At 64.6% G+C, this 20,332-nt stretch carries 16 protein-coding genes; 7 read left to right on the forward strand and 9 right to left on the reverse strand.

Features of this window, described 5'->3' with window-relative positions; all coding sequences use genetic code 11:
- Window positions 1-236: 236 nt before the first annotated feature.
- The 3 genes from FB466_RS13600 (at window position 237) to FB466_RS04055 (ending at window position 4,496) form a co-directional block, all read left to right on the forward strand.
- Window positions 237-2,870, forward strand: coding sequence for a helix-turn-helix transcriptional regulator (locus FB466_RS13600; RefSeq protein ID WP_211344747.1), 2,634 nt, complete (start codon window positions 237-239; stop codon window positions 2,868-2,870).
- Window positions 2,871-2,956: 86 nt separating this feature from the next.
- Window positions 2,957-3,466 (forward strand): DUF6174 domain-containing protein, encoded by a 510-nt coding sequence (locus tag FB466_RS04050; RefSeq protein WP_141916059.1) that lies wholly within the window; start codon window positions 2,957-2,959, stop codon window positions 3,464-3,466.
- A 511-nt stretch (window positions 3,467-3,977) separates the two neighbouring features.
- Entirely contained in the window at window positions 3,978-4,496 is a 519-nt protein-coding gene (locus FB466_RS04055; protein WP_141916060.1) for a DoxX family protein, read from the forward strand.
- 31 nt (window positions 4,497-4,527) lie between these two features.
- Here FB466_RS04055 and FB466_RS04060 read toward each other — a convergent pair whose 3' ends face one another.
- Entirely contained in the window at window positions 4,528-5,565 is a 1,038-nt protein-coding gene (locus FB466_RS04060; RefSeq protein ID WP_141916067.1) for an LLM class flavin-dependent oxidoreductase, read from the reverse strand.
- Window positions 5,566-5,737: 172 nt separating this feature from the next.
- On the opposite strand from FB466_RS04060, the gene FB466_RS04065 reads away from it, so the two are divergent.
- From FB466_RS04065 to FB466_RS13985, 3 genes are all read left to right on the forward strand, one after another.
- Window positions 5,738-6,556, forward strand: a complete 819-nt coding sequence (locus FB466_RS04065; protein ID WP_141916068.1) for a DUF998 domain-containing protein — start codon at window positions 5,738-5,740, stop codon at window positions 6,554-6,556.
- A 388-nt stretch (window positions 6,557-6,944) separates the two neighbouring features.
- The gene (locus FB466_RS13420; protein WP_170205953.1) at window positions 6,945-7,229 is read left to right on the forward strand and encodes a hypothetical protein; all 285 of its coding nucleotides are present in this window, start codon (window positions 6,945-6,947) and stop codon (window positions 7,227-7,229) included.
- Window positions 7,186-7,563 carry a WXG100 family type VII secretion target gene (locus tag FB466_RS13985; protein WP_141916070.1) on the forward strand — a complete coding sequence of 126 codons (378 nt, stop codon included), beginning with the start codon at window positions 7,186-7,188 and terminating at the stop codon, window positions 7,561-7,563. Before FB466_RS13420 ends, FB466_RS13985 begins: the two co-directional genes overlap by 44 nt.
- 215 nt (window positions 7,564-7,778) lie before the next feature.
- On the opposite strand, the gene FB466_RS04075 is transcribed toward FB466_RS13985, so the two are convergent.
- The 6 genes from FB466_RS04075 to FB466_RS04100 all read right to left on the reverse strand — a co-directional run bounded on the left by FB466_RS04075 (window position 7,779) and on the right by FB466_RS04100 (window position 16,632).
- The gene (locus tag FB466_RS04075; RefSeq protein ID WP_170206017.1) at window positions 7,779-10,271 is read right to left on the reverse strand and encodes an IPT/TIG domain-containing protein; all 2,493 of its coding nucleotides are present in this window, start codon (window positions 10,269-10,271) and stop codon (window positions 7,779-7,781) included.
- 249 nt (window positions 10,272-10,520) lie between these two features.
- Window positions 10,521-11,708: a cysteine desulfurase family protein gene (locus FB466_RS04080; RefSeq protein ID WP_246054513.1), complete on the reverse strand. Its 1,188-nt coding sequence runs from the start codon at window positions 11,706-11,708 to the stop codon at window positions 10,521-10,523.
- The gene (gene nadC, locus FB466_RS04085) at window positions 11,662-12,570 is read right to left on the reverse strand and encodes a carboxylating nicotinate-nucleotide diphosphorylase (protein WP_141916073.1); all 909 of its coding nucleotides are present in this window, start codon (window positions 12,568-12,570) and stop codon (window positions 11,662-11,664) included. Before nadC ends, FB466_RS04080 begins: the two co-directional genes overlap by 47 nt.
- Window positions 12,571-12,637: 67 nt before the next feature.
- Entirely contained in the window at window positions 12,638-13,906 is a 1,269-nt protein-coding gene (nadA, locus tag FB466_RS04090) for a quinolinate synthase NadA (RefSeq protein ID WP_141916075.1), read from the reverse strand.
- Between the two features lie 88 nt (window positions 13,907-13,994).
- Window positions 13,995-14,840 (reverse strand): NUDIX hydrolase, encoded by an 846-nt coding sequence (locus FB466_RS04095; protein ID WP_425460889.1) that lies wholly within the window; start codon window positions 14,838-14,840, stop codon window positions 13,995-13,997.
- Window positions 14,841-14,988: 148 nt separating this feature from the next.
- Window positions 14,989-16,632, reverse strand: coding sequence for an RCC1 domain-containing protein (locus FB466_RS04100; protein ID WP_170206018.1), 1,644 nt, complete (start codon window positions 16,630-16,632; stop codon window positions 14,989-14,991).
- 453 nt (window positions 16,633-17,085) lie between these two features.
- Here FB466_RS04100 and FB466_RS04105 point away from each other — a divergent pair, with 453 nt between their 5' ends.
- Complete coding sequence (locus FB466_RS04105; protein WP_141916079.1) at window positions 17,086-17,856, forward strand: class I SAM-dependent methyltransferase; 771 nt, start codon at window positions 17,086-17,088, stop codon at window positions 17,854-17,856.
- Between the two features lie 585 nt (window positions 17,857-18,441).
- On the opposite strand, the gene FB466_RS04110 is transcribed toward FB466_RS04105, so the two are convergent.
- Together FB466_RS04110 and FB466_RS04115 are read right to left on the reverse strand one after the other, a co-directional pair.
- Window positions 18,442-19,575, reverse strand: coding sequence for an FAD-dependent oxidoreductase (locus tag FB466_RS04110; RefSeq protein ID WP_141916081.1), 1,134 nt, complete (start codon window positions 19,573-19,575; stop codon window positions 18,442-18,444).
- Entirely contained in the window at window positions 19,568-20,329 is a 762-nt protein-coding gene (locus tag FB466_RS04115) for a methyltransferase domain-containing protein (RefSeq protein ID WP_246054514.1), read from the reverse strand. The genes FB466_RS04110 and FB466_RS04115 overlap by 8 nt, the downstream gene beginning before the upstream one ends.
- Between the last annotated feature and the right edge of the window lie 3 nt (window positions 20,330-20,332).

Raw genomic sequence — 20,332 nt, forward strand, 5'->3', positions numbered from 1 at the left:
AAGGGTCGTTATCGAGAGAAGGCGCTCGACACCCCGACGGTCGAGTTTATAGCCGATCCGCCCGCTGGAGGAGCAGGGCCAGCATGCCTCCATCTCGTGACGAGATCACCCCACCCCACCGGCACTAGCAGAGCACGCCGGGTCACCCTATGAGAACCCGCCCTCAACGCATTGGTGATCATCCGCACCACCCGGTTCGAGAGAACCACCCCGTGGATGTCAGGAAGAAGCTCACAATGATCGGTCGTGAACCATCCTTGGCGATGGTAATGGCGATGGTCGATGCTGGTTCGAGTGTCGATATTGTGGGGAGTCGCGGCAGCGGTCGTAGCGCATTTCTGTCCGAACTGAGGACCCGGTTGGAGAGGGCGGGGTGGACGGTCATCCTGGTGCGTGGTGTCGCCTCACTAAAGTCGCATCCGCTGCTGGCATTGCAGATTGCCGAGGTCGAGGGTCCTCCTGAGGAACGGCTTCCAGCGACAATTCACCAGATGGTGGAGGCTCTGACCCAGAAGATTCAGTCGCAAAGAACGGTCCTTCTTCTGGATGACTGGGATGACCTTGATGAGGCTTCCTGGGGCGTGGCGGAGGCAATCAGGCATCGTCAAGGTTTGCCGATTGTGCGTTCACGGTTGCAGGGTCTTCATGCCAGACACACCCCGAGCGGGTTGGGTGCCTCAACATTGGAGTCCTCCTATGTGGTCGAGATCAGCCCGATCACATTCGAGGAGCTCCAACAGGTGCTCGAAGAGCGCCTGGGTGGGGCCATCGACACCGCCACAAGCAGCCGAGTGTATGCAAAGTCGGGAGGGGTCGTCGGCCTTGCCGTCAACCTGGTTGATGCGGCTGTGCGTGAGGGGTGTATACGGTTTCAGAACGGGTCGTGGATCGCAACCAGAGGCCTGTGGAGTTCCAGCCTCCGCGGCGTGATCGAAGCGTATCTTGAGCCGTTGGGCAGCGAGGCACGGGATGCGTTGGAGATCATTGCGTTGATCGGAGTGAGCGATACCGAAACGGTGCGACAGCTGGTCGACTGGGGCATCCTGGAGCGGTTGGAGGAGCGGGGGATGATCCACCTCTATGCCTCCGGGACCCGCCAGTTGGTGAGCGTGGTTCCCCCCGTGCTCGTCGATTTCTTCCGCCACGAATCGCTCGCTGTCAGACGCATCCGACTGACCGAATACATCATCGACAAGCTGGGCCTGTGCGACTCTGCCGAAGCGGTCCTCCAGTCCGGGGCCCCGGCATCCGGAACGGCCGTCGGCGCTGATGCCGCATTCGTGTGGTTAGTTCAGGAGAATGCGCGCACACGACGGTTGGTTACGCACACCGAATGGGTGCGCTCACCCACCCCGGCAACCGCGGTTCCCTACCTGAAGGCGTTGCTGACGCTCAATCCATCAGACGACCAGATCGACTACGTCTTGGATCACACCATCGACGACGGTAGCGACCAGCAGGCTCGCACCGAGTTCGGAATCCTTCGCGCGCGGTGGCGTGGGTATGTTCGTGGTGATGTTGATGGCGCTCTGGCCGAACTCTCCGCTCTCGCCCACGAGCACCCGTTCGGACGTGTCGCGGATGCCGCCGCGGTGACGTTGGAGACCGACCTCCGAGGTGTTCCCCAGGATTTCGCCGAGCGACTCGACGTGACCGACGACCTCTCAGAACCGATCCGTGTCTCCTTGTGGGAGGCGCAGATGAATGTTCTACTCATTCACGGTCGATTCGCTGATGCCCGCCAAGTCTTCGAGAACATTCGGGAAAGCGACACGGGGGCCGCCAGTCTCCTCCCGAACGTGCTCTTCGGCCTGGTGCTGCTGGGGGAGGGGGACCATGCATCCGCCCTGGCCTGGGCGCAGCGCGGATTCGAGGAGGCGCACGGATCTCTGGATGCCGAGGGTGCCCGCGCGCACGGTTACGTTGCGTGCCTATGCCTGGTCATCCAGGGAGCCTACACGAAAGCAGAAAAAATACTGGAAACCCTGTTTGCCCTCGGCGATCCGCCACCGTTCTCCCGCTCCAACCAGCTGGCACTCTTGAATATCGCCTCCATCATCGCGGTCCGCCGCGGCCGCGGCGCGCTCAGCGAACGTTTCGCCAGCGAGCTTGCCGCGCTCCCCGCCCTGGACGGACCGTTACCCGCACAGTCCAGGGCCTTGTCCACGTCACAACTCCTCGTCTTCCACGACAACACCACCCAGGCTGCATCAACGCTCTGGGAGGCCTCGAACCTGTTATGGGACCAGGGTGCCCGTTTCTCCGCAGTAATGGGGTTACTGACCTCCCTTGAAGTCAGGACCACCGCCCCGCAGGTGAGCATTGCGCTCGCACGGGCGGCTGAGGTCGGCGGCGAATTCTTACTCGCCCACGCCGCGTACATTCACGCAGTCGCCGCAGCCGACGCGAGTGCCCTGTTAGCGGTGATACCGCGGTTGCTCTTCACCGGCCGCCCCGGCCTCGCCCTCTCCGCATACACGCTCGCCGAAGAGCTGCTGACCGCTCAGGGAGATCCCGCCGCAGCCGCAGCCGCAGCCGCAGCCCGACAGACACTCGTAGACACACACGGCGATGATTCCTACGACACCACCCGGTTTATCAGCCGAGCAGTCACCCTCACCGAACGCGAAATAGAAATCCTTCGGGTGCTTGCGGATGACCTCTCCAACCGGCAAATTGCCGAGCGTCTGACCCTCAGCATCCGCACCGTCGAAAGCCACCTCCATCGTATTAGCCGAAAAGTGGGTGCCAAGAACCGTGGGGAGCTCAAAGAGATGATCGCCAAGAACACACTCGAACTCAGTAACCAGACGGGCCCCGCAGAAATCATCACGCACTTTATCACCCCCCACACGAACTGGGCAGCCTAGGGGCTGTGGCAGAGAGGCGCTCTTCGTCACTATCCTCCCTGCCACCCGACAGGTGACAGCCCGGCAAAGCATGCGAGCATAGGGGTATGTCGCTCACACCTGCCCCGCCTGTCTCCCCGGCCGCCACGTTCCCGCCCCGCAGCAGCGAGCAGCAGCGACGATCTTGGGCTGGAGCGCTGACCGTGGCCGGGGTCACCGGGTTACTCCTCGCCGGTTGCGCTGACCCCACAACGGAACTCGCCGATGCGCGTACCCGCTGGCAGGACCAGGACGCCAGCAGCTACACCTTTACCCTCGCGTTCACCTGTGGTGACGAGGAGGAGCGGGGTACCTACGACGTGGAGGTCACCGACGGCAGTGTCACCAACGTGGCCACGGTGGGCGACACCCCGCGCGCATCGTTTGCCGAACTGCGCCGACACGCCGGCCGCACGATTGACGGCATCTTCGACCTGCTGGAGGGCAGCACGGAGACAATCACCGAGGCGAGCTTCGACGGCACAACGGGCATCCCCCAGACCATCAGCCTCAGCCAGACCTCCGATGGCAGTGAGGGCGAAGAGTGTTTTGCGCTCACCAACTTTGCAACACAGTAGCGCACCCCGAGCGGCCGAGATCTGCGGAGAGAGAAACGGTATCCAGCCACCCCCTAACGGCGGCTGGATACCGTTTCTACCCGCCCCGTGGTGGGCCCGGGGATATGTCACCGGGGCAGCGCGAGCCTCGCGGCACGAGCATTGATACCCTTCCGTCCAGGGGGTTGGGAGGGCCGTGACGGTCCAAACTGCGAAAGAGTCAGTAAAGCAATTTAGCCCTTCACTTACACAGACTCATTGGGGCGCATTCCATGACGCTGTAACGGCAAAATGGGTAAAACTTTCGAGGGTACGACGCGGGCACGAGTCGAAACCCCGCCCCCAGGGCCTGAGAATCACGTGGGAGTGCCGCAATCGCGTGCCCCGCACGAGGGTTTATTCCACGTATCGTGCCATGCTATTTATTGAAGCTTCAATAAATTAATCGGATGCCCACCCGGGCATCACCACCCCCTCAACTCGCGGATACACACCGCGGCGGGCCGGGCGACAGCACAGATAAGGGACCTTCATGGGCACATCACTCACGACACACACGACCGCTGGATCCGGCACGCACTCAGCATCCGATGCCGCATACACCGGCTCCGCCCGGGCGACCATTGCCACCACAATCCTGCGCGTGATCTGCGGGTTTCTCTTCCTCGCCCACGGCTGGCAGAAGTACTTTGAGTACACCATCGCCGGCACCCAGAGCACATTCGCAAGCATGGGCATCCCGGCCTCCGATATTGTGGCGCCCCTCGTGGCGACACTGGAGTTGGCGGGCGGAGTCGCGCTCATTCTCGGTGTCCTGACCCGGCCCGTCGCGGCGCTGCTGGCCCTCAATATGTTCGGCGCGCTCGTTACCCAGCACCTGCCCGGTGGCGTGTTTGTCGACAACGGCGGGTTCGAACTGGTGCTCGCCTTCGGCGGCGGGGCCGCAGCGATTGCGGTACTGGGTGGCGGAGCCTGGTCGGTTGATCGGATGCTATTCGCCCGCTCCACTGGCCGCGCAGCTCGCTTCCTGTACAGTGGTTCGCGGGCCTAGGAGCACACGGGCCGAGGACGCGGGAAAGAACTCACGACGCCAGCATGTCGCGCACGAGCGGCACCACCCTCGTGCCGTAAAGCTCAACGCTGCGCATGAGCTGCTCGTGCGGCATGGTGCCGTTGCTGTACTTGAGGTCAAACCGGTTGACACCGAGCGCACGGATCGCGGCGGCCATCTTGGCGGCAACCGTCTCGGGCGAGCCCACATAGAGCGAGCCGTGCGGACCCGCCTCCTCCCGGTAGTGCTCGGGCGTGAGGGGTGCCCAGCCGCGCTCCGCACCAATGCGCGCCTGCATCGCCTCGTAGTGCGGCCAGAGCTGTTCGAGCGCCTGCTCGTCGGTGTCGGCGATAAAGCCGGGCGAGTGCATCCCAATCGGCTGGGTGGGCCGCTCAAACTTCTCCAACGCCCGGTGGTACAGGTCGGTGAAGGGGGCAAACCGCTCCGCGGCCCCGCCAATAATCGCGAGCATCAGGGGCAGGCCGTAGTGGGCCGCGCGGATGACCGACTGCGGGCTCCCGCCCACCCCCACCCAGGTGCGCAGGCTGCCGCTCTCCAGCAGCGGGTAAACCATCTGGTCGGTGAGGGAGGCGCGGTGCTCGCCGCTCCACGTGACCGGTTTCTGCGTGAGCAGCTCGGTGAAGAGCTCCATCTTCTCCTCGAAGAGTTGCTCGTAGTCGCGCAGTTCCAGACCAAAAAGCGGAAACGACTCGGTGAACGAGCCACGGCCCACGATCACCTCGGCGCGCCCATTCGACACGGCGTCGAGGGTAGCAAAACGTTGGTAGACACGCACAGGGTCGTCCGAGCTGAGCACCGTCACGGCCGAGCCGAGGTGGATACGGTCGGTCTTCCCCGCGATGGCGGCCAGCACAATCTCGGGCGCTGACACGGCAAAGTCTGCCCGGTGGTGCTCCCCCACGCCGATGAAGTCGAGGCCAACCTCCTCCGCGAGAACACCCTGAGCAACCAGGTTGCGAATCACCCGCGCCTGCGGGATCGGGACACCCTCGGCATCCCACGTCACATCGCCAAACGTGTCGAGACCAAACTCAAGCTCTGCGGACATCCGTGTTTTCCTATTTTCTCTCTGCGTGGCGGAGGCAGTGGCACCTCCGCTTGATCTCAACCCGGGTCGGGGGCGGCGCATTCCCGTTCAGACCTACCCGCGCCGCGACCGCGCGGGTAGGTTAGGGAAGGACCCGGCCCCGCCGCCCACACCACCGAGCCGAGGAGATCGCGTGCCACACCCCGTCGCAGACCCCACACCCCCACCGCACCCGCGGAGGTGGCACCGCCGCCTCTCTCGGCACACGATGGGCTGTCTCGCCTGGCTACTCCAGTTGCAATTCCTCGTCGTCAACGTCATCGCGCAGCTGGCCTGGCCGCACGACACCGCGCCCTACAGCCTCATGAGCAACGCGGTGAGCGACCTGGCCGCGGTGAGTTGCGGGACGGTTGCCGGGTCCGGGGTATACATCTGCTCGCCCCTGCACGTTCTGATGAACGTGTCGCTCGTGACCAACGGCATCCTGATGCTGGTGGGGGCCCTCTCTTTTGGCGTCGGGCACCTCACCGAGACGACGCGGCTCACCACCGCGCGCGCACTGCTCGCGCTGGCCGGGGCGGGAACGGTGATTGTGGGGCTTGCCCCCGAGGATGTCGCACTGGTGCCCCACGTGGTCGGAGCCGGGATGATGATGGTTCTGGGCAACCTCGGCTTTCTGCTGCTCGGCCTCCTGATGCGCGGGGATGACTGGCAGTTGCGCGTGGGCCGCACCCGGCTGGGCTCGATTGTGACGTTCTTTGGGGTGGCGGGGGTGGTCGGGACGGTGGCCCTGGCGAGCATCCTGCTGAGCGGCTACGACGGGCGCTACCTGGGCGGCGGGGCCGTGGAGCGAGTCTCCATTTTTAGCCTGGTTTTTGGCGAGATCGTGGCCGGTTTTGTGGCGTTGACGCTGGGGCCGTGGCGGCAGCGTCGGCGGCATCACTCGGCGCTCGGTTACCGTCGGCCAAACGAAGTCCACGACACCGACGAACAGCCAGCCCATACTGCCTAGAAAACCACCAATCCCTCTGTCCGAAAACACCGCCACAGGCCACGCCCCGTTCCGCACCGCACGTCCCTCCGTGTGCCGTCATGGCCTCACGTTTACAACCACACCAGATTTCTGACGCCGATGCGAGGTGCCTCCTTGATATTTGGTGCCCTCAATTTTCTTCACACACCTGATCTGGCTAACCTTATTCCCGACGACTCCCCCCGGGAGCCGATCCCAGCACGGTTGAACTCCTGCTGACTCCAATCTCACATGAACCGTAATGCAGCCTGTGCCGAAAAAACTGTGGACCACCCTCTGCGTTGCACTGTCCATCTCAGTGCTCACAAGCTGCGCCCAGCCCCTCAACACGGAGGCGGAGGAAAGAACTCCCCCGGAGGCAGTTCGTGTGGGCGCAGCCATTCAAATCGACATTCCACAAACCGATCTTGTCGTGGCGCTTGTTTCAGTTGAATCTAGTTGGGCGAGCCTTAAGGTTATTTCCGATGACCCTCGACAGGAAAAGAACCTGAAGCTCGCGGAAGGACAAAATGATATCGCTTTCGGCTACTTGATTGAGGTGTGCTCAATATACGAATCAACTACAGGGAGCAACGCTCCTGGCGGTAATCCGGATTGGGTCTCAGTCCATGCAACGCTCTCCCCAGACGGCCTCATTTGCTCTGAGGGTTAGAACGGATAATTTTGATCTAGAAAGAACAGGTTGGTTAGCGATAACAGAAGAAAATCAAGTAAATTTTTCAGATAGTGACGCCCTGTCAATGTCTTTGAAGAGAGCAGTATCTTCACTGCACAACGAATTACTACAGTTAGAATCAGCGCTTCTGCGACGAGAACCAGCCTGGACCGGAGCAGCGGCCACCGCCTTTTCCCACGCACAAATGCAGTGGCGGAGTCAGGTCGAGGCGATCACCGAAACTCTCGATCATTGCGCCACTATTGCGCTAGATTCTGGCAATTCCTTCGCCGAGTTGGAGAACAAACTCACCGCAGCCTGGGGTTCGTGAAAACCTAACTCACTACCCCGTTCCGCACCGGTCGCGCCCTGAGGCGTGGCAGCAAGTGATGAGAGGTCATCGCGGTGGACGGTTTCACAGGCTTCAAGACCGCTGTCGGCGGCGTGTTCGACAGGACCTGCACGGCCACCGCAGCGACGACCGCAACGACCGGAGGGGATGACGCGTAGCGCACCATCCCCTCCGGCCGACCGTGTGACGAACTGTTAGCTCAGCTCACCCCGGCGCGCCCGCACGAGCAGGAATCGCCCAGCCACGAGGGCCAGCAGGGCAGCACTCAGGAGGGCAGTTACCCCACCGAGCCCGGTCACGGCGAGGCCGACCGCGGTCGGCGCTGGTGCCGGGGCACCCGCGGCTCCCCCCGTTACGTTGCCTGCCGCACCGCCGGATTCTCCCACACCCGGCGTCGTCACGGCCTCATAGGTGAAGCTCACCGCGTTGGAGGCGGCGGGAGTAATTCCCGCAAACGCCACGGCAAACGGTGACAGCTGGAGGGCCGAATCGGTGGGCCCGTTGACGACCACGTCAACAACACCCGCACCGTGTGCCGGGGTCACCACCGTGATCTCGGTGTCGCTGACCACCGTGACGTTGGTTGCGGGGAGGCCGTCGAAGGTGACAGAGACGGCGGTCTCAAACCCACTTCCCGTCGCGGTGACAACGGTGCCGCCCGTCGCCGGGCCGCTATCGGGGGTGATACTGCCGAGCACCGGCTGCACCACCGTCACATATTCGTACCCGCCAGTGAGGACGCTATTTCCGCACTCCACGCTGCCGGTGACGGTCACATTGACGAGGCCAGCACTGCCCGCAGGGACCACTGCCGAGATACTGGTGTCGGTGACGACCACAAAGCTGGTGGCCGGCTCGCTGCCAAACAGGACATCCACCGCACCCGTGAAGCAGGTGCCCGTGATCGTCACGGTTTCGCCGCCCGCCTCCGAGCCGGTCGCCGGCAGGATGCCGGTCACGGCCAGTGGTGCGAAGAACGTAAACTCGGCGGGTGCCGACTCCCCGTTGGCGTCGGTCACCGTAACGTCAACCGTGCCCGCAGCGTGCGCCGCCGTCTCAAAGGTGATCTCGGTATCGCTGACGGTCGTGAACGCGGCAACAGCGGTGCCGCCAACCGCTACCGCGGTCGCAGCGCCCAGGCGTTCACCCGTGATCGTCACGAGGGTTCCGCCGTCGATTGTGCCGCGTGTGGGCGACAGGCTCGTGATAGCGGGGGCCTCGACGACCGGGGCGGCCACAAAGGTGAAGGATGACGTGGCCGACTCATCGCTGGCATCCCGCACCCGCACAACGACGCTCCCGGGCGCGTGCGCCTCGGTCACAAACGTCAATGAGGTGTCGGTTAGCAGCGAAAACTGTGCCACCGCCGTGCCGTCTACCGTCACCTCCTGGATGCCGTCCAGGTTGGTTCCCGTCACCGTCACGGTGGTACCGCCCGTGTCGGGACCTTCAGTGGGCGAGATGCCCGTGATGGTCGGGACAGCCGGAACCGTTGCGGTGTAGGTGAAGGATCCCGCCAGGGTCGCCCCCGAACCGCACTCGCCGGTCGTCGCGACGCTCACATCAACCGTGCCCGTGCCCGCGGGGGTCTCCGCGGTGAGGGTGGAGTCGGTGAGCACGCTGTAGGAGACCGCGGGCGTGCCGCCAAAGGTGACACCCGTCGCCCCCACAAAGCAGGTGCCCGTAATTGTCACGGTGGTTCCACCCGCATCGCTGCCCGAACCGGGGCTGACACCGGTGACGGAGGCAACCGGGTGGTAGGTAAACAGGCCCGCGTTGCTGGTGCCGTGCGTGGTCGTCACGACCACATCCACCGGGCCCGCGGCATGACTCGGCGTGGTGACGGTGAGCGAGGTATCCGTGACCCCCGTGAGGCCCGTGGCGGCGATGCCGTCAACGGTCACACCCGTAACGTCGGCCAGGTTCTCGCCGGTGATCGTGACGTCGCTGCCGCCGCCGACCGGTCCGCGATCCGGCGTAAGACTGGTCACGACGGGCGGATCAACGACCGGTACGGGAGCCTCGTAGGTGAAAGCGTTGGGCAGGGTGGCGAAGGTGCAGCCCGGGCCGCCCACCACCTGAACCGGCACGGTGCCCGACCCGGCGGGTGTCACCGCGGTGATCTGCGTGTCACTGTCAACCACAAAACTCGCCGCGGACGTCAACTCGAAGATAACCGCCTCCGCGTCGGTGAAACATTCGCCCGTGAGGATGACGGTGGTACCGCCGGCCTCGTCGCCCGTGGCCGGCGAGACCGACCCCAGAATCGTGTCTCCGGCAAACGGGGTGATCCCGGATGGTGCTGCCGCGGCTGCGGCGACCGGCACGGGCGGCCCGGCAACGGGTGCCTCGGCAGGGCTCTCCACCGCTACGGGATCCGCGACGGGTGGTGTCTCAACCGCGGCCGGAGCGGAGTCCTCGGGCACTGCCTCCCCCACGGGCAGTGCCTCGGGTGCGGTATCAGCCGCGGGCGGTGCGGCCTGTACCTCCTCGGCGACCGACTGGCCGTCGATCACGTCGCCGTCAGTGGCGTAGGCGGGAAGTGATAGGCTCCCGCATCCCAGCGCAAGCACCGCGACGAGAGCAGGATATGTGAGTCTTCGGGAACCCGAGCGCGAGCGGTGTGGCGTATCCGCTGTGGCTGGTGCCCGTCCGTGATGCTGAGCAAGATGCGTTCTATTGTGCACAGTAAGCCCCCCTTGAGCTAGATCTGTGCCGGAGTTACATGGTCTACACGCCGATGTGTCCCCCGACACCTGTAACATTCCTGAGCCTAGGCCTCGGGAAGCGTGGGGGTCAAGTCGGCACCCGGGGCCGCGACCACCCCCGACAACTTACATACCATAAAGGGAATATAACAGCCCTTTCGAGGCCGAAAAAGGGAGCGAATAAGAGGACCGGGTTTCCGGTTCACATCTTTTGCGGCATATGATTCCTCAGCGCAGTGAGAAGCCCAGAATCTTCACCAGAGCCTCCACCACACGAGCCAGGTCTGCCTCACCTACAGACTCGTTCCAGGTCAGTCGCACGGCCGAGGATGCGAGCTCAGCAGGCACCCCCATCGCACGCAGCACGGGTGATGGGTCGGTTCGGCCCGCCGCACAGGCCGAACCGGAGGAACACTCAATCCCCGCAGCATCCAACCCCACCAGCACCGACTCGCCGCTCACCCCGGGGAAACACCAGGAGGTGTGGCCGGGGAGGCGGTTCACCGGATCACCCGTGAGTCTGGCATCCGGCAGGCGCTGGCGCACATCCGCGATGAATGCATCCCGCCGGGCGGCCAGCAAAGCGGCCCGCTCCGCGAGCGTGGGCGTCGCGCGTTGCACGGCTGCACCCAGCCCCACGATTCCGGCCACATTCTGGGTACCCGAGCGGGCACCACCCTCCTGCCCGCCCCCGTGGATGAGCGGCTCACTGTGCAGGCCACGCCGCACCACGAGCACCCCGACACCCTGCGGCGCACCCAGTTTGTGACCCGAGAGACTCAGCGCGTCAACCCCGAGTTCCCGCACGGAGACGGGAATCGCACCGAACGCCTGCACGGCATCCGTGTGGCAGGGCACACCCGCGGCCCGTGCCAGGGCAGAGATAGCCGCAACGGGCTGCACCGTTCCGACCTCGTTATTGGCCAGGCCAACGGAGACGAGGGTGGCCTCGGGGGACTCTCGGAGGGCCAGGGCGACGGTGGCTGGATCAACGCGACCCACGGCATCCACCGGCACCAGCGTGGTACGGAACCCGTGGAATCGCTCCAGGTAGCGGCACGATTCGAGCACCGAGGGGTGCTCAACTGCCGTCGTGATGATGTGTCCGCCCCGCGGCCGGGCAAGCGCAATACCCTTAATCGCGAGGTTGTTGGCTTCGGTGCCGCCCGAGGTGAAGACGAGGTCGGCGGGCCGGGCCTCCAGGGCGGCGGCAACCGTGGCTCGTGCCCACTCGACCGCCTCACGCGCCCGACGACCGGTCGTGTGCACACTCGAGGGGTTCCCCTGTTCCTCGGCCAGGTATGGCCAAAGGGCACGCAGCACCTCGGGGTGCACGGGAGCACCCGCGGCGGTATCCAGGAAGAGCACGCTAGCCCCCGGCGGAATGAGCGGCGCGGATACCACCGGAGGGCGCACCCGGCTCCACCTCAATGGTGATGTCAAGACCCAGATCGAGACTGGGCGCGCTGTGGGTGAGCGCGCCCACCGAAATGACGTCAACGCCGGTTGCCGCAACCCCGGCTACTGTTTCCAGGGTGATGCCCCCGCTCGCCTCAACAACTGCGCGGCCAGCCACCAGCGCCACCCCGGCCCGCAGCTCATCACACGAAAAATTATCGAGCATGATCGTGTCGATACCCGCGGCGAGCACCTCCTCAATCTGATCGAGACGGTCAACCTCCACCTCAATGTGGGTCGTGTGACCGACCCTCTCCCGGATACCACGCAGCGCCGCCGTGACCGTCTCCCCGCTGGACTCGCGTAGCACCGCAAGATGGTTGTCCTTCACCATCACCGCGTCTGACAGGCCAAAACGGTGATTATGCCCACCGCCACAGCGCACCGCATACTTCTCGGCCGCACGCAGCCCGGGGGTAGTCTTACGCGTGTCCGTAATCCGGGCCCGCGTGCCGGCCACCTCGGCCACGTAGGCGGCCGTGAGCGTGGAGATTCCGCTGAGATGCTGCACAAAATTGAGGGCAACCCGCTCGGCGGTGAGGAGCGGCCGTGCCGGGCCGGTTACCGTTGCGAGCACATCCTCGGCGGTAAAAGCCCGGCCGTCAGGCCGGTGGAGGTCCACCCGCAGCCGCGGGTCGGCCGCACGGAAGGCCGCCGCCCAGATCTCACCACCGCTCAGCACACCGCCCACACGGGCCACCAGCTGGGCGGTGGCCACGGCATCCGCGGGGATGACAGACTCGGCCGTGATATCGCCCCAGGGCGCGTCCTCCCGCAGGGCGTCACGAACGAGGGTGCTGATGTGGTCGGCGGTGAGCACGGTGAATCCTCCTAGAGAGTTATGGATGTGGCCGGGGAAATCTCGGCGCGGCTGCCGACCGCCAGGGTCATGGCTGGACCGCCAGCATCCGCCGCAGGGCGAGCAGTGCGCCGGAGGACACCTCATCCGCAACCCGGATGCGGTTGACCGTCTCGCCCTCAACGAGTTGTTCAAGCACCCAGGCCAGGTAGCCGGGGTGGATGCGGTACATGGTCGAGCAGGGGCAGACAACCGGGTCCAGACAGAAGATGGTGTGCTGCGGGTACCGCGTGGCGAGTCGCTGGACCAGGTTGATCTCGGTTCCCACCGCGAATATGCCGCCGTCGGGGGCGGCCACGATGGCCCTCGTGATGTAGTCGGTCGAGCCGTTCTCATCGGCGGCATCCACCACCTCAACGGGGCACTCGGGGTGCACGATCACCCGCACGCCGGGGTGTTCAGCCCGTGCCGCCGCGATCTGTTCAACCGTGAAGCGCCGGTGCACCGAGCAGAAGCCGTTCCACAGGATCACCCGGGCCTGGATGAGCGCGGTTTCGCTATTCCCGCCGAGCGGTAACCTCGGGTTCCACATCGACATACTGTCCAGCGGTACCCCCATCGCCTTGGCGGTGTTACGGCCAAGGTGCTGATCGGGAAAAAACACCACCCGCTGCCCACGCTCAAAGGCCCAGGTGAGCACTGCCCGCGCGTTGGAGGAGGTGCACACGATACCGCCGCGCCGCCCGCAAAAATCTTTAATCGCGGCCGACGAGTTCATATAGGTCACCGGGATAACGGGCACCCGGCCCGCGGCATCCGCCGCCGTACCGTACAGGGCTTCGAGTTCTGCCCAGCAGTCCTCCACCTCGGCGATACTCGCCATATCGGCCATCGAACACCCGGCCGCGAGGTTGGGGAGGATCACCGCCTGATCCGTTCCAGAGAGAATGTCGGCGGTCTCAGCCATAAAGTGAACACCACAGAAGATAATCGCCTCAGCCGCGGGACGGGTGGCCGCGGCCCGAGCGAGTTGGAACGAGTCCCCCACCACATCCGCGTAGCGGATCACCTCATCGCGCTGGTAGAAGTGCCCCAGGATGAGCGCGCGGTTTCCGAGGGTGGCTTTCGCCGCGCGGATGCGCCGGTCGAGCTCCTCGGGTGACGCCGCGGCGTACTCCTCGGGCAGTCGGCCCTGGCGCGGCATCCCGAGCGGGGCAGGATCGGCCACGGAGGCACCGGGGCCGTAGGTGGGCGCGGGGCGGGCATCCACGGTCCAGGGGTCGCTGGCAAGGTCGGCACCACAGTTGCGTACGGACGTGGCAGCGCTGCCACGGATGAGATCGTTAACGGACGTCACTGTGCGCTCCTCCTGCCGGCCGCATTCGACCCACCCACCTCACCTTACGGTCATAATGACCTTAAGCCAACTTCTAGTTCCTCACGGGCTACCCGAGCTCCCGCGGACTGCCAAGGACCCCGCCCGCATCCGCTACAAAGCGGTACAGCTTGGCCGGTCGGTAGCTCACACCCGTTTCCGTCTCCCCCGTCTCCACCAGGTTGCCCGAGGCGAGAACCTGGCGGCGAAAGTTCGCGGCATCCACCGAACGCCCCACAATCGCCTCGTGCACGGCCCGCAACTGCGCGAGCGTAAACGTCTCGCCCACAAATCGGTACGCCACGGTCGAGTACTCCGTCTTATTGCGTAGCCGCCACAGGGCGTAGCGCACGATCTCTGCGTGATCGAAGGCGAGCGGGGGAAGCTCATCGGCCGAGAACCAGCCCACGTTCTCACGCACCCGGTCCGGGCTAGTCGCCGCGGTGTCGCCCGCATCGCTGTCGCTCAGGAGTGCCCAATAGACAATCGTGACCACCCGCTGATCGGAAGCGGACCGCTGCGGCTCACCACAAGCGTACAGTTGCTCCAGGTACTCGGGATGCGCCCCGGTCGTATCGCCGAGCGTACGTCGCGAGGTATCCAGCAGCGATTCATTCCACCTCAGCGGTCCGCCGGGCAGCGCCCACAGCCCACGAAAGGGCTCCCGGATGCGCCGAACCAGCGGCAACCACAGCGTGACAGATGTGGATGGGCGGGGCCCGGCATCCGCACCCTCCAGCCCCGCACGAACCCGGCCACCGGCCCGAGCGTCCTGGGCCGGTGGCGCGAGCGAAAACGCCACCGTCGAGACAGCCACCTGCGGCGGCAGCAGACGCCGCTCGTTCACGTTAGCGGCGGGATATCGAGTCACGAGTTCCTTCGGGTTGAACGGAAGCCCCTCCTCCAGGGGCTTCACCGTACTGAAACTGTAACGGTTGCGCCGGATAACGACACGGACACATCTGTCCATTGCTCGCGAAGAGCCCGAAACCACCCTACTCGGCCGCATACACACGAGTGGCCCCGCCCAGGAATCCCGGGCGGGGCCACTCGTTACTCAGCTGTTAGCCGTTGGTGAGCACGAAGGTGGTGTGCTCGTTGTTGGCCACGAGGCGCGCGTTGTTGGCGGGCATCAGGGCCTTGACCCAGGTCTTCACGCTCTTGGTGTTTCCCGCACCGAGCTGACCGTAGCATCCGTTTCCGGCCGACCACACGGTGCCGTCCTTGCGGACGATGTGCGTGGAGGTGGGACCCGCAACACCGTTGGCCACATTGGTGAGACCGATGTTGGTGGGGGTCTTGACGGTGTTGCAGTTACCGTTTCCGGCGTTTCCACACGGGTTGTTACCCCAGAAGAACGCGTTTCCATCGCCCTTGATCGCCAGCACGCTTCCACCGGGCGAGGGGAAGTGGTTGATTCGGGTAAACCCGCCACCAATCGTGAGCTTGACGGGTGTGCGCTGGTTGGTGCAGTTACCCGTACCCAGGCGGTAGTAGCTACCATCGCCCCAGCTCCAGATGTTGCCAGCCTCGTCAATGGCAAAACCGCTTGCCCAACCGGCGCAGACGTAAACCATGCGACCCGCACCCGGGAAGTTGAGCTTCGTGGGCGTGGTGACATACTCAGCCTTAGTGCTGCCAATACCCAGGCCGTACCCGCAGTAGTTGTAGCCCCAGGTCCAGACCGTGCCATCTTCCTTGAGCGCGAGCCCGTTGTACTGGGAGAGCGACAGCTGCTTGACTCCGGAGGAGAGCGAGGGGTGGATGAGCGTGGGGGTTGTGATGGCCTCATTCAGCGGTCGGGTGGCGACCGTCACGTAAGCGTAGTTCTTGCCCCAGGCATATGCCCCACCGGTGGAGCTCACGGCACCGACACTGTAGTACCCGCTTGCCAGCGACTTGTAAGTGATGGGCGACGGCACCTTGGTCGGCACAAAATATGACTTGGAGTTACCCGAGTTGAACTGACCGTTGAGACCGTAGCATCCGTAACCCCAGGTGTAGATTTCCCCAGCGCGGTTGAGTAGCGTGCCGCCCTCGGCCGTGCGGGCCAGCTGGATGTCGATAATGTCCTTGGCAAAGTAGGAGACCGTGGCGGGAACAGACTGGGCACAGCTCTTGTTTCCGTTGCCGAGCGCACCATAGCAGTTGCCCTTACCGAAGGAGTAGAGCGCGCCCGCACGCTGGACCCGCAGATAAGCCGTGGCCGTGGCGGTCTGGGAGCCCTTGGTAGCGGTGGCGGTAATACGCATCACACCGTATCCGGCACCAGCCTTGATCGTGGTGGCACCACACTGACCCGATGCATCTGACACATTGGTCGCGCTCGACGAGCCAGCCGCAAAAGAGAAGGAGAGGACGCCGCTGCCCGAGGTTCCGGTGGAGGCCAGGTCTTCCTCCACCTCGGCGGGAACCCCAGCCCCCGGGGGAATCGCGTCAATCAGGAACGAGACGCTGGCACCCGCAACCGGACCAGCGGGGCTCGATACGGAGGTGACCAAGACGGCCGCCTCGTTACTGCTCGCGTTGGGAAGGTAATCATAAACAACCTTGGTAAACGCAACCGCGAGGCCCGTCGTAGGCGGTGATGCAGCAGCAGCAGGGGCGGCGGTCGCCAGCGCAACGGCAGGAACGGACCACGCCGCAGCGGTGACCATGGTGCGCCGACTCAGACCGGAACGGCCCGTGCCCTCGCCTTCATTTGACACTGCCGTAGGCTCGAGTGGTCCGCCCGAGAAGGAATCCTTGTTCATGTTTTGGCTCTTTCACTGAAGTCTCTGCCGGCTATGGTGCACAGCATCATGTCTCGACTTTTGCCACGCTGACGTCCCCTGCGTAGTAGAAGTACACGCCCAGACTAAGACGGCCGGAGCACCCCTCCCGAGCTCAGATTCCCTGAATTTCAGGAGGTGAATCGACTCATTTCGCGTGATTAAAAAGAAAAAGCATGATGAGAAGCGCTATTGATCCCACATGGTAGATTGTCTGACAATACTTGGTGCACAAAAAATCACCCCGCCTACCACCTGAAATTCACCCCGAATTCGACACCCTCCTCCCCGAGGAGCGGAATTTCCTGGAATTTCAACGCCCGGAGACCCTTGGTGCCCCTCCCAGTTCCCCCTTTCGCCCGCACCGGAAACGATGCCAGAATTGTCACTATGACCATCCACACCCCGCTCAACGGTGAGCCTTCCCCCCGCGATCTCGCAGCGACCTCCTTTGGCACCGAAAGCGCTGCCTACAACCGTGGCAGGCCAGGGTATCCGCGCGAATCGGTCGCCTGGCTTCTGGACGGATCCGGCCGAACCGTCGTGGATGTGGGAGCGGGAACCGGCAAGCTGAGCGCCGTCATCGCCGCAACGGGCCGCCGGGTCATCGCCGTGGATCCCGACCCGGCCATGCTCGCGGCGCTCACGGAACGCTACCCCGGCATCCACACTGCACTCGGCACCGGCGAACACCTGCCGCTCCCCGACGGAAGCGCCGACGCCATCACGTACGGACAGGCCTGGCACTGGGTCGGCCCGGAACGCGCCTCAACGGAGGCCGCCCGCGTACTACGACCGGGCGGCACGCTGGGCCTGATCTGGAACATCCGGGATGAGCGCGTCGATTGGGTCCGGGAACTCACCGCGCTCATGCACAGCAGCAACGCCGAACAGATGATCGCCCACGGTGGGCCCGAGATCGCGGCACCGTTCGACCCCCCTGAGCTCAACACGCGGGAGTGGACGCGCACGATGTCGCCGGACGACCTCCTCGCGATGGTCCGCTCGCGCAGCTACGTCATCACGTCCGACCCGGAAGAGCAGACCCGCATTTTTGCGGCTATCCGCGAATTACTCAGCAGCCACCCACAAACGGCCGGCCGGTCGGCCATCGAATTGCCCTACGTGACACACGCCTATCGGACAACAGTCCCGAGCTAAGACAGCGTGATCGCCAAGAGAATCATCAATAAACCCAGCAGCGCAATCGTGAGACCAAAAAGCCGATTAGGCATAACCAACCCCGCACGCTCGGCAGCGACAATCAGGGGTAGCCAGCGACGGCGGCAGGCCGTGAAACAAGGTGGGCATGTCGGGAGTACTTTCTGTCGGGTGGATCCACATCCGTGCGCCGACCCGCAAGGGCCGCGCCACTACGCGTTGGGGTGATGCTGGAGAGTGTCGCGCGAGACACACTCTCCGACGCGCACGGCCAAGATCCGCGCGTATTCAGTTACAGCGGCACCCGTGAAGATTCATCATCGAAAGGCTTCCCCCCGGTGCGCCCGGTCTTGCCATGTGCGAAGGCAAGACATTCCTGAGGATAAAAACATTTGCTGTGAATATTCTGGGAATATTACGCGCGCATTTTTCTCATTCCGGGAGATAATCCGCACATCGACTGGCCACAGCGGGATTCCCCGGCGAAATCCCCAGCCGGGCCGAGAAATAAATATATTTTAATATATAATCGTTTCCCATCTCTCCGTGGACGATCACCCGGGAAACGAAACGGTACCCACACGGTTACTGCATCGAGAACATTCGCGCGGCCATCGGCCCCCACGGCGAGCGCGCCAGCCGCCGAATCGCCGCGTTGCGCGCCGCCGCTGCGCGGTCACCCAGCGGTCGCCCACAGGCCATATTGAACTCTGCAAGCCGGGCGGCCGCGCGCGCCGCCGCAAGCCGCGCGCGCTCCGCAACGAGCAGGGGCTGCCGGTCGCCCGTGCGCAGGAAGTGGGCGAGCGCGTCGCCGCAGGCCACCGCATCCAACCAGCCGAGGTTCATGCCCTGACCTCCCATCGGGCTGATCTCGTGGGCAGCATCACCCACCAACAACACGCCCTCACCGAGCATTCGGCGCACCACCCGTCGGCGCGGACGAAACTCACTCAGCATCGAGACGGTACCCGCGTCAACCCGCTGGCCCGTACGGACGGAGATCTCGGCGGCGAGCCCCTGCGCTGTGGCCGGATGGCGGGCGGCCGTCCAGTGCGCCACCCACCGCCGCATACCACCGGGCAGCGGAAACGACTCCACAACACCGGAATCCTCCAGAAAGATCGCCGCCTCGGTGCCCAGGGCTGTCTCGTCGGCAAAATCGCCCATCACGTAGGTGTCGGGATACCTGCGGGATATCGTGCGCGCGTGCGCCCGATCACGCACCACCCCGCGCGGCCCATCTGCGCCCACCACCGTCCGGGCAGAGAAAACCTGGGTGCCCCCGACGCAACGCACGTCACGATGATCCCCATCACCGCCAGGCACCCGGGACACCGAGAGCACCTCAATTCCCCGCAGAATCGCGCCGGGCGAGCGCCGGGTCACGGCATCCACCAGGAGACGCTGCGTGCGATACTGTGGCAGCGCCGCCACAAACGGATAGCGAGAACCGGGCAGGTCGAAGCTCACGGTACCCAGCCTCCGCCCCCGACTGTAGGCACTCCCCGCACCAATGTGAACGGCCTCGGCCACAACGCTCTCGGTGATGCCAGCCCGTTCGAGTGCGACCAGGGCGGGCGGGTGGATACCGATAGCCCGGGAGTGCGTCACGGGCAACTCGCGCGCCTCCAGCACCTGCACGTCCAGACCGTGGTCGAGCAGCACACACGCGAGCAGCAGACCGACGGGTCCGGCACCAACAATCGTGACATCACGCATCCGCGGGCCCCCCGCTCGCGACAGCCGCCCGGGAGTGCCGGTGCACTAGCAGCAGACGATAGGGCCATTGGGCGAGCACCCGCCAGCCACCGGGCACCGCCTCGGTTAACTCCTCAACCGTGAAGCTGCGGCGGATAGAGACGAACCCGTCGGGTCGGATAAACGACCGATAGCCCGGCGGCATCAACACAAATGGCAGGGTGAGCAGGCTGAAGAGCACGTAGGCCATTCGCGAGCGGCGGATATCGCTGTGCAGCGCGGTTCCCGCGGCCAGGGTCTCGCCGTCACGCAGGAGCGTGCCAAGCTCCTCACCCGAGAGGTGGTGCAGCACATGGTTGGAGACAACCACGTCAAAGGTGCGGCCCTCGGCGACAAGCTCCGAGGTGGTGCAGCGCAACCACTCAACCGCATGAGCCTCAGCGCGCGCACGAGCGGTACGCAGGCGCGCGGTTGTCACGTAGCGGTGGGCGCGGACATCCGGATCAATCGCGGTCACATGCAGCAGCACGCCGTCGCGGGCAGCCCAGCGCACAAACGCGCGGGCGAGGTCGCCACCGCCCGTACCCACATCAAGCAGGGTGTGTTCGGTACCGGTGAGGTGGGGGCGGATGTGGTGGCGATACGTGCGCCGCCAGCCCGCAACGAGCCCGTTCACAAAGCGAAACTGGCGGTAGGTGCGCCACAGGGCAGCGGGGTCACAGGCCGGATCATCCATCAGCTCGGCCTCGTGGGGATGCCGCACGCGCAGCGTCACGGT

Source organism: Klugiella xanthotipulae (genome assembly GCF_006716695.1).
Taxonomy (GTDB): domain Bacteria; phylum Actinomycetota; class Actinomycetes; order Actinomycetales; family Microbacteriaceae; genus Klugiella; species Klugiella xanthotipulae.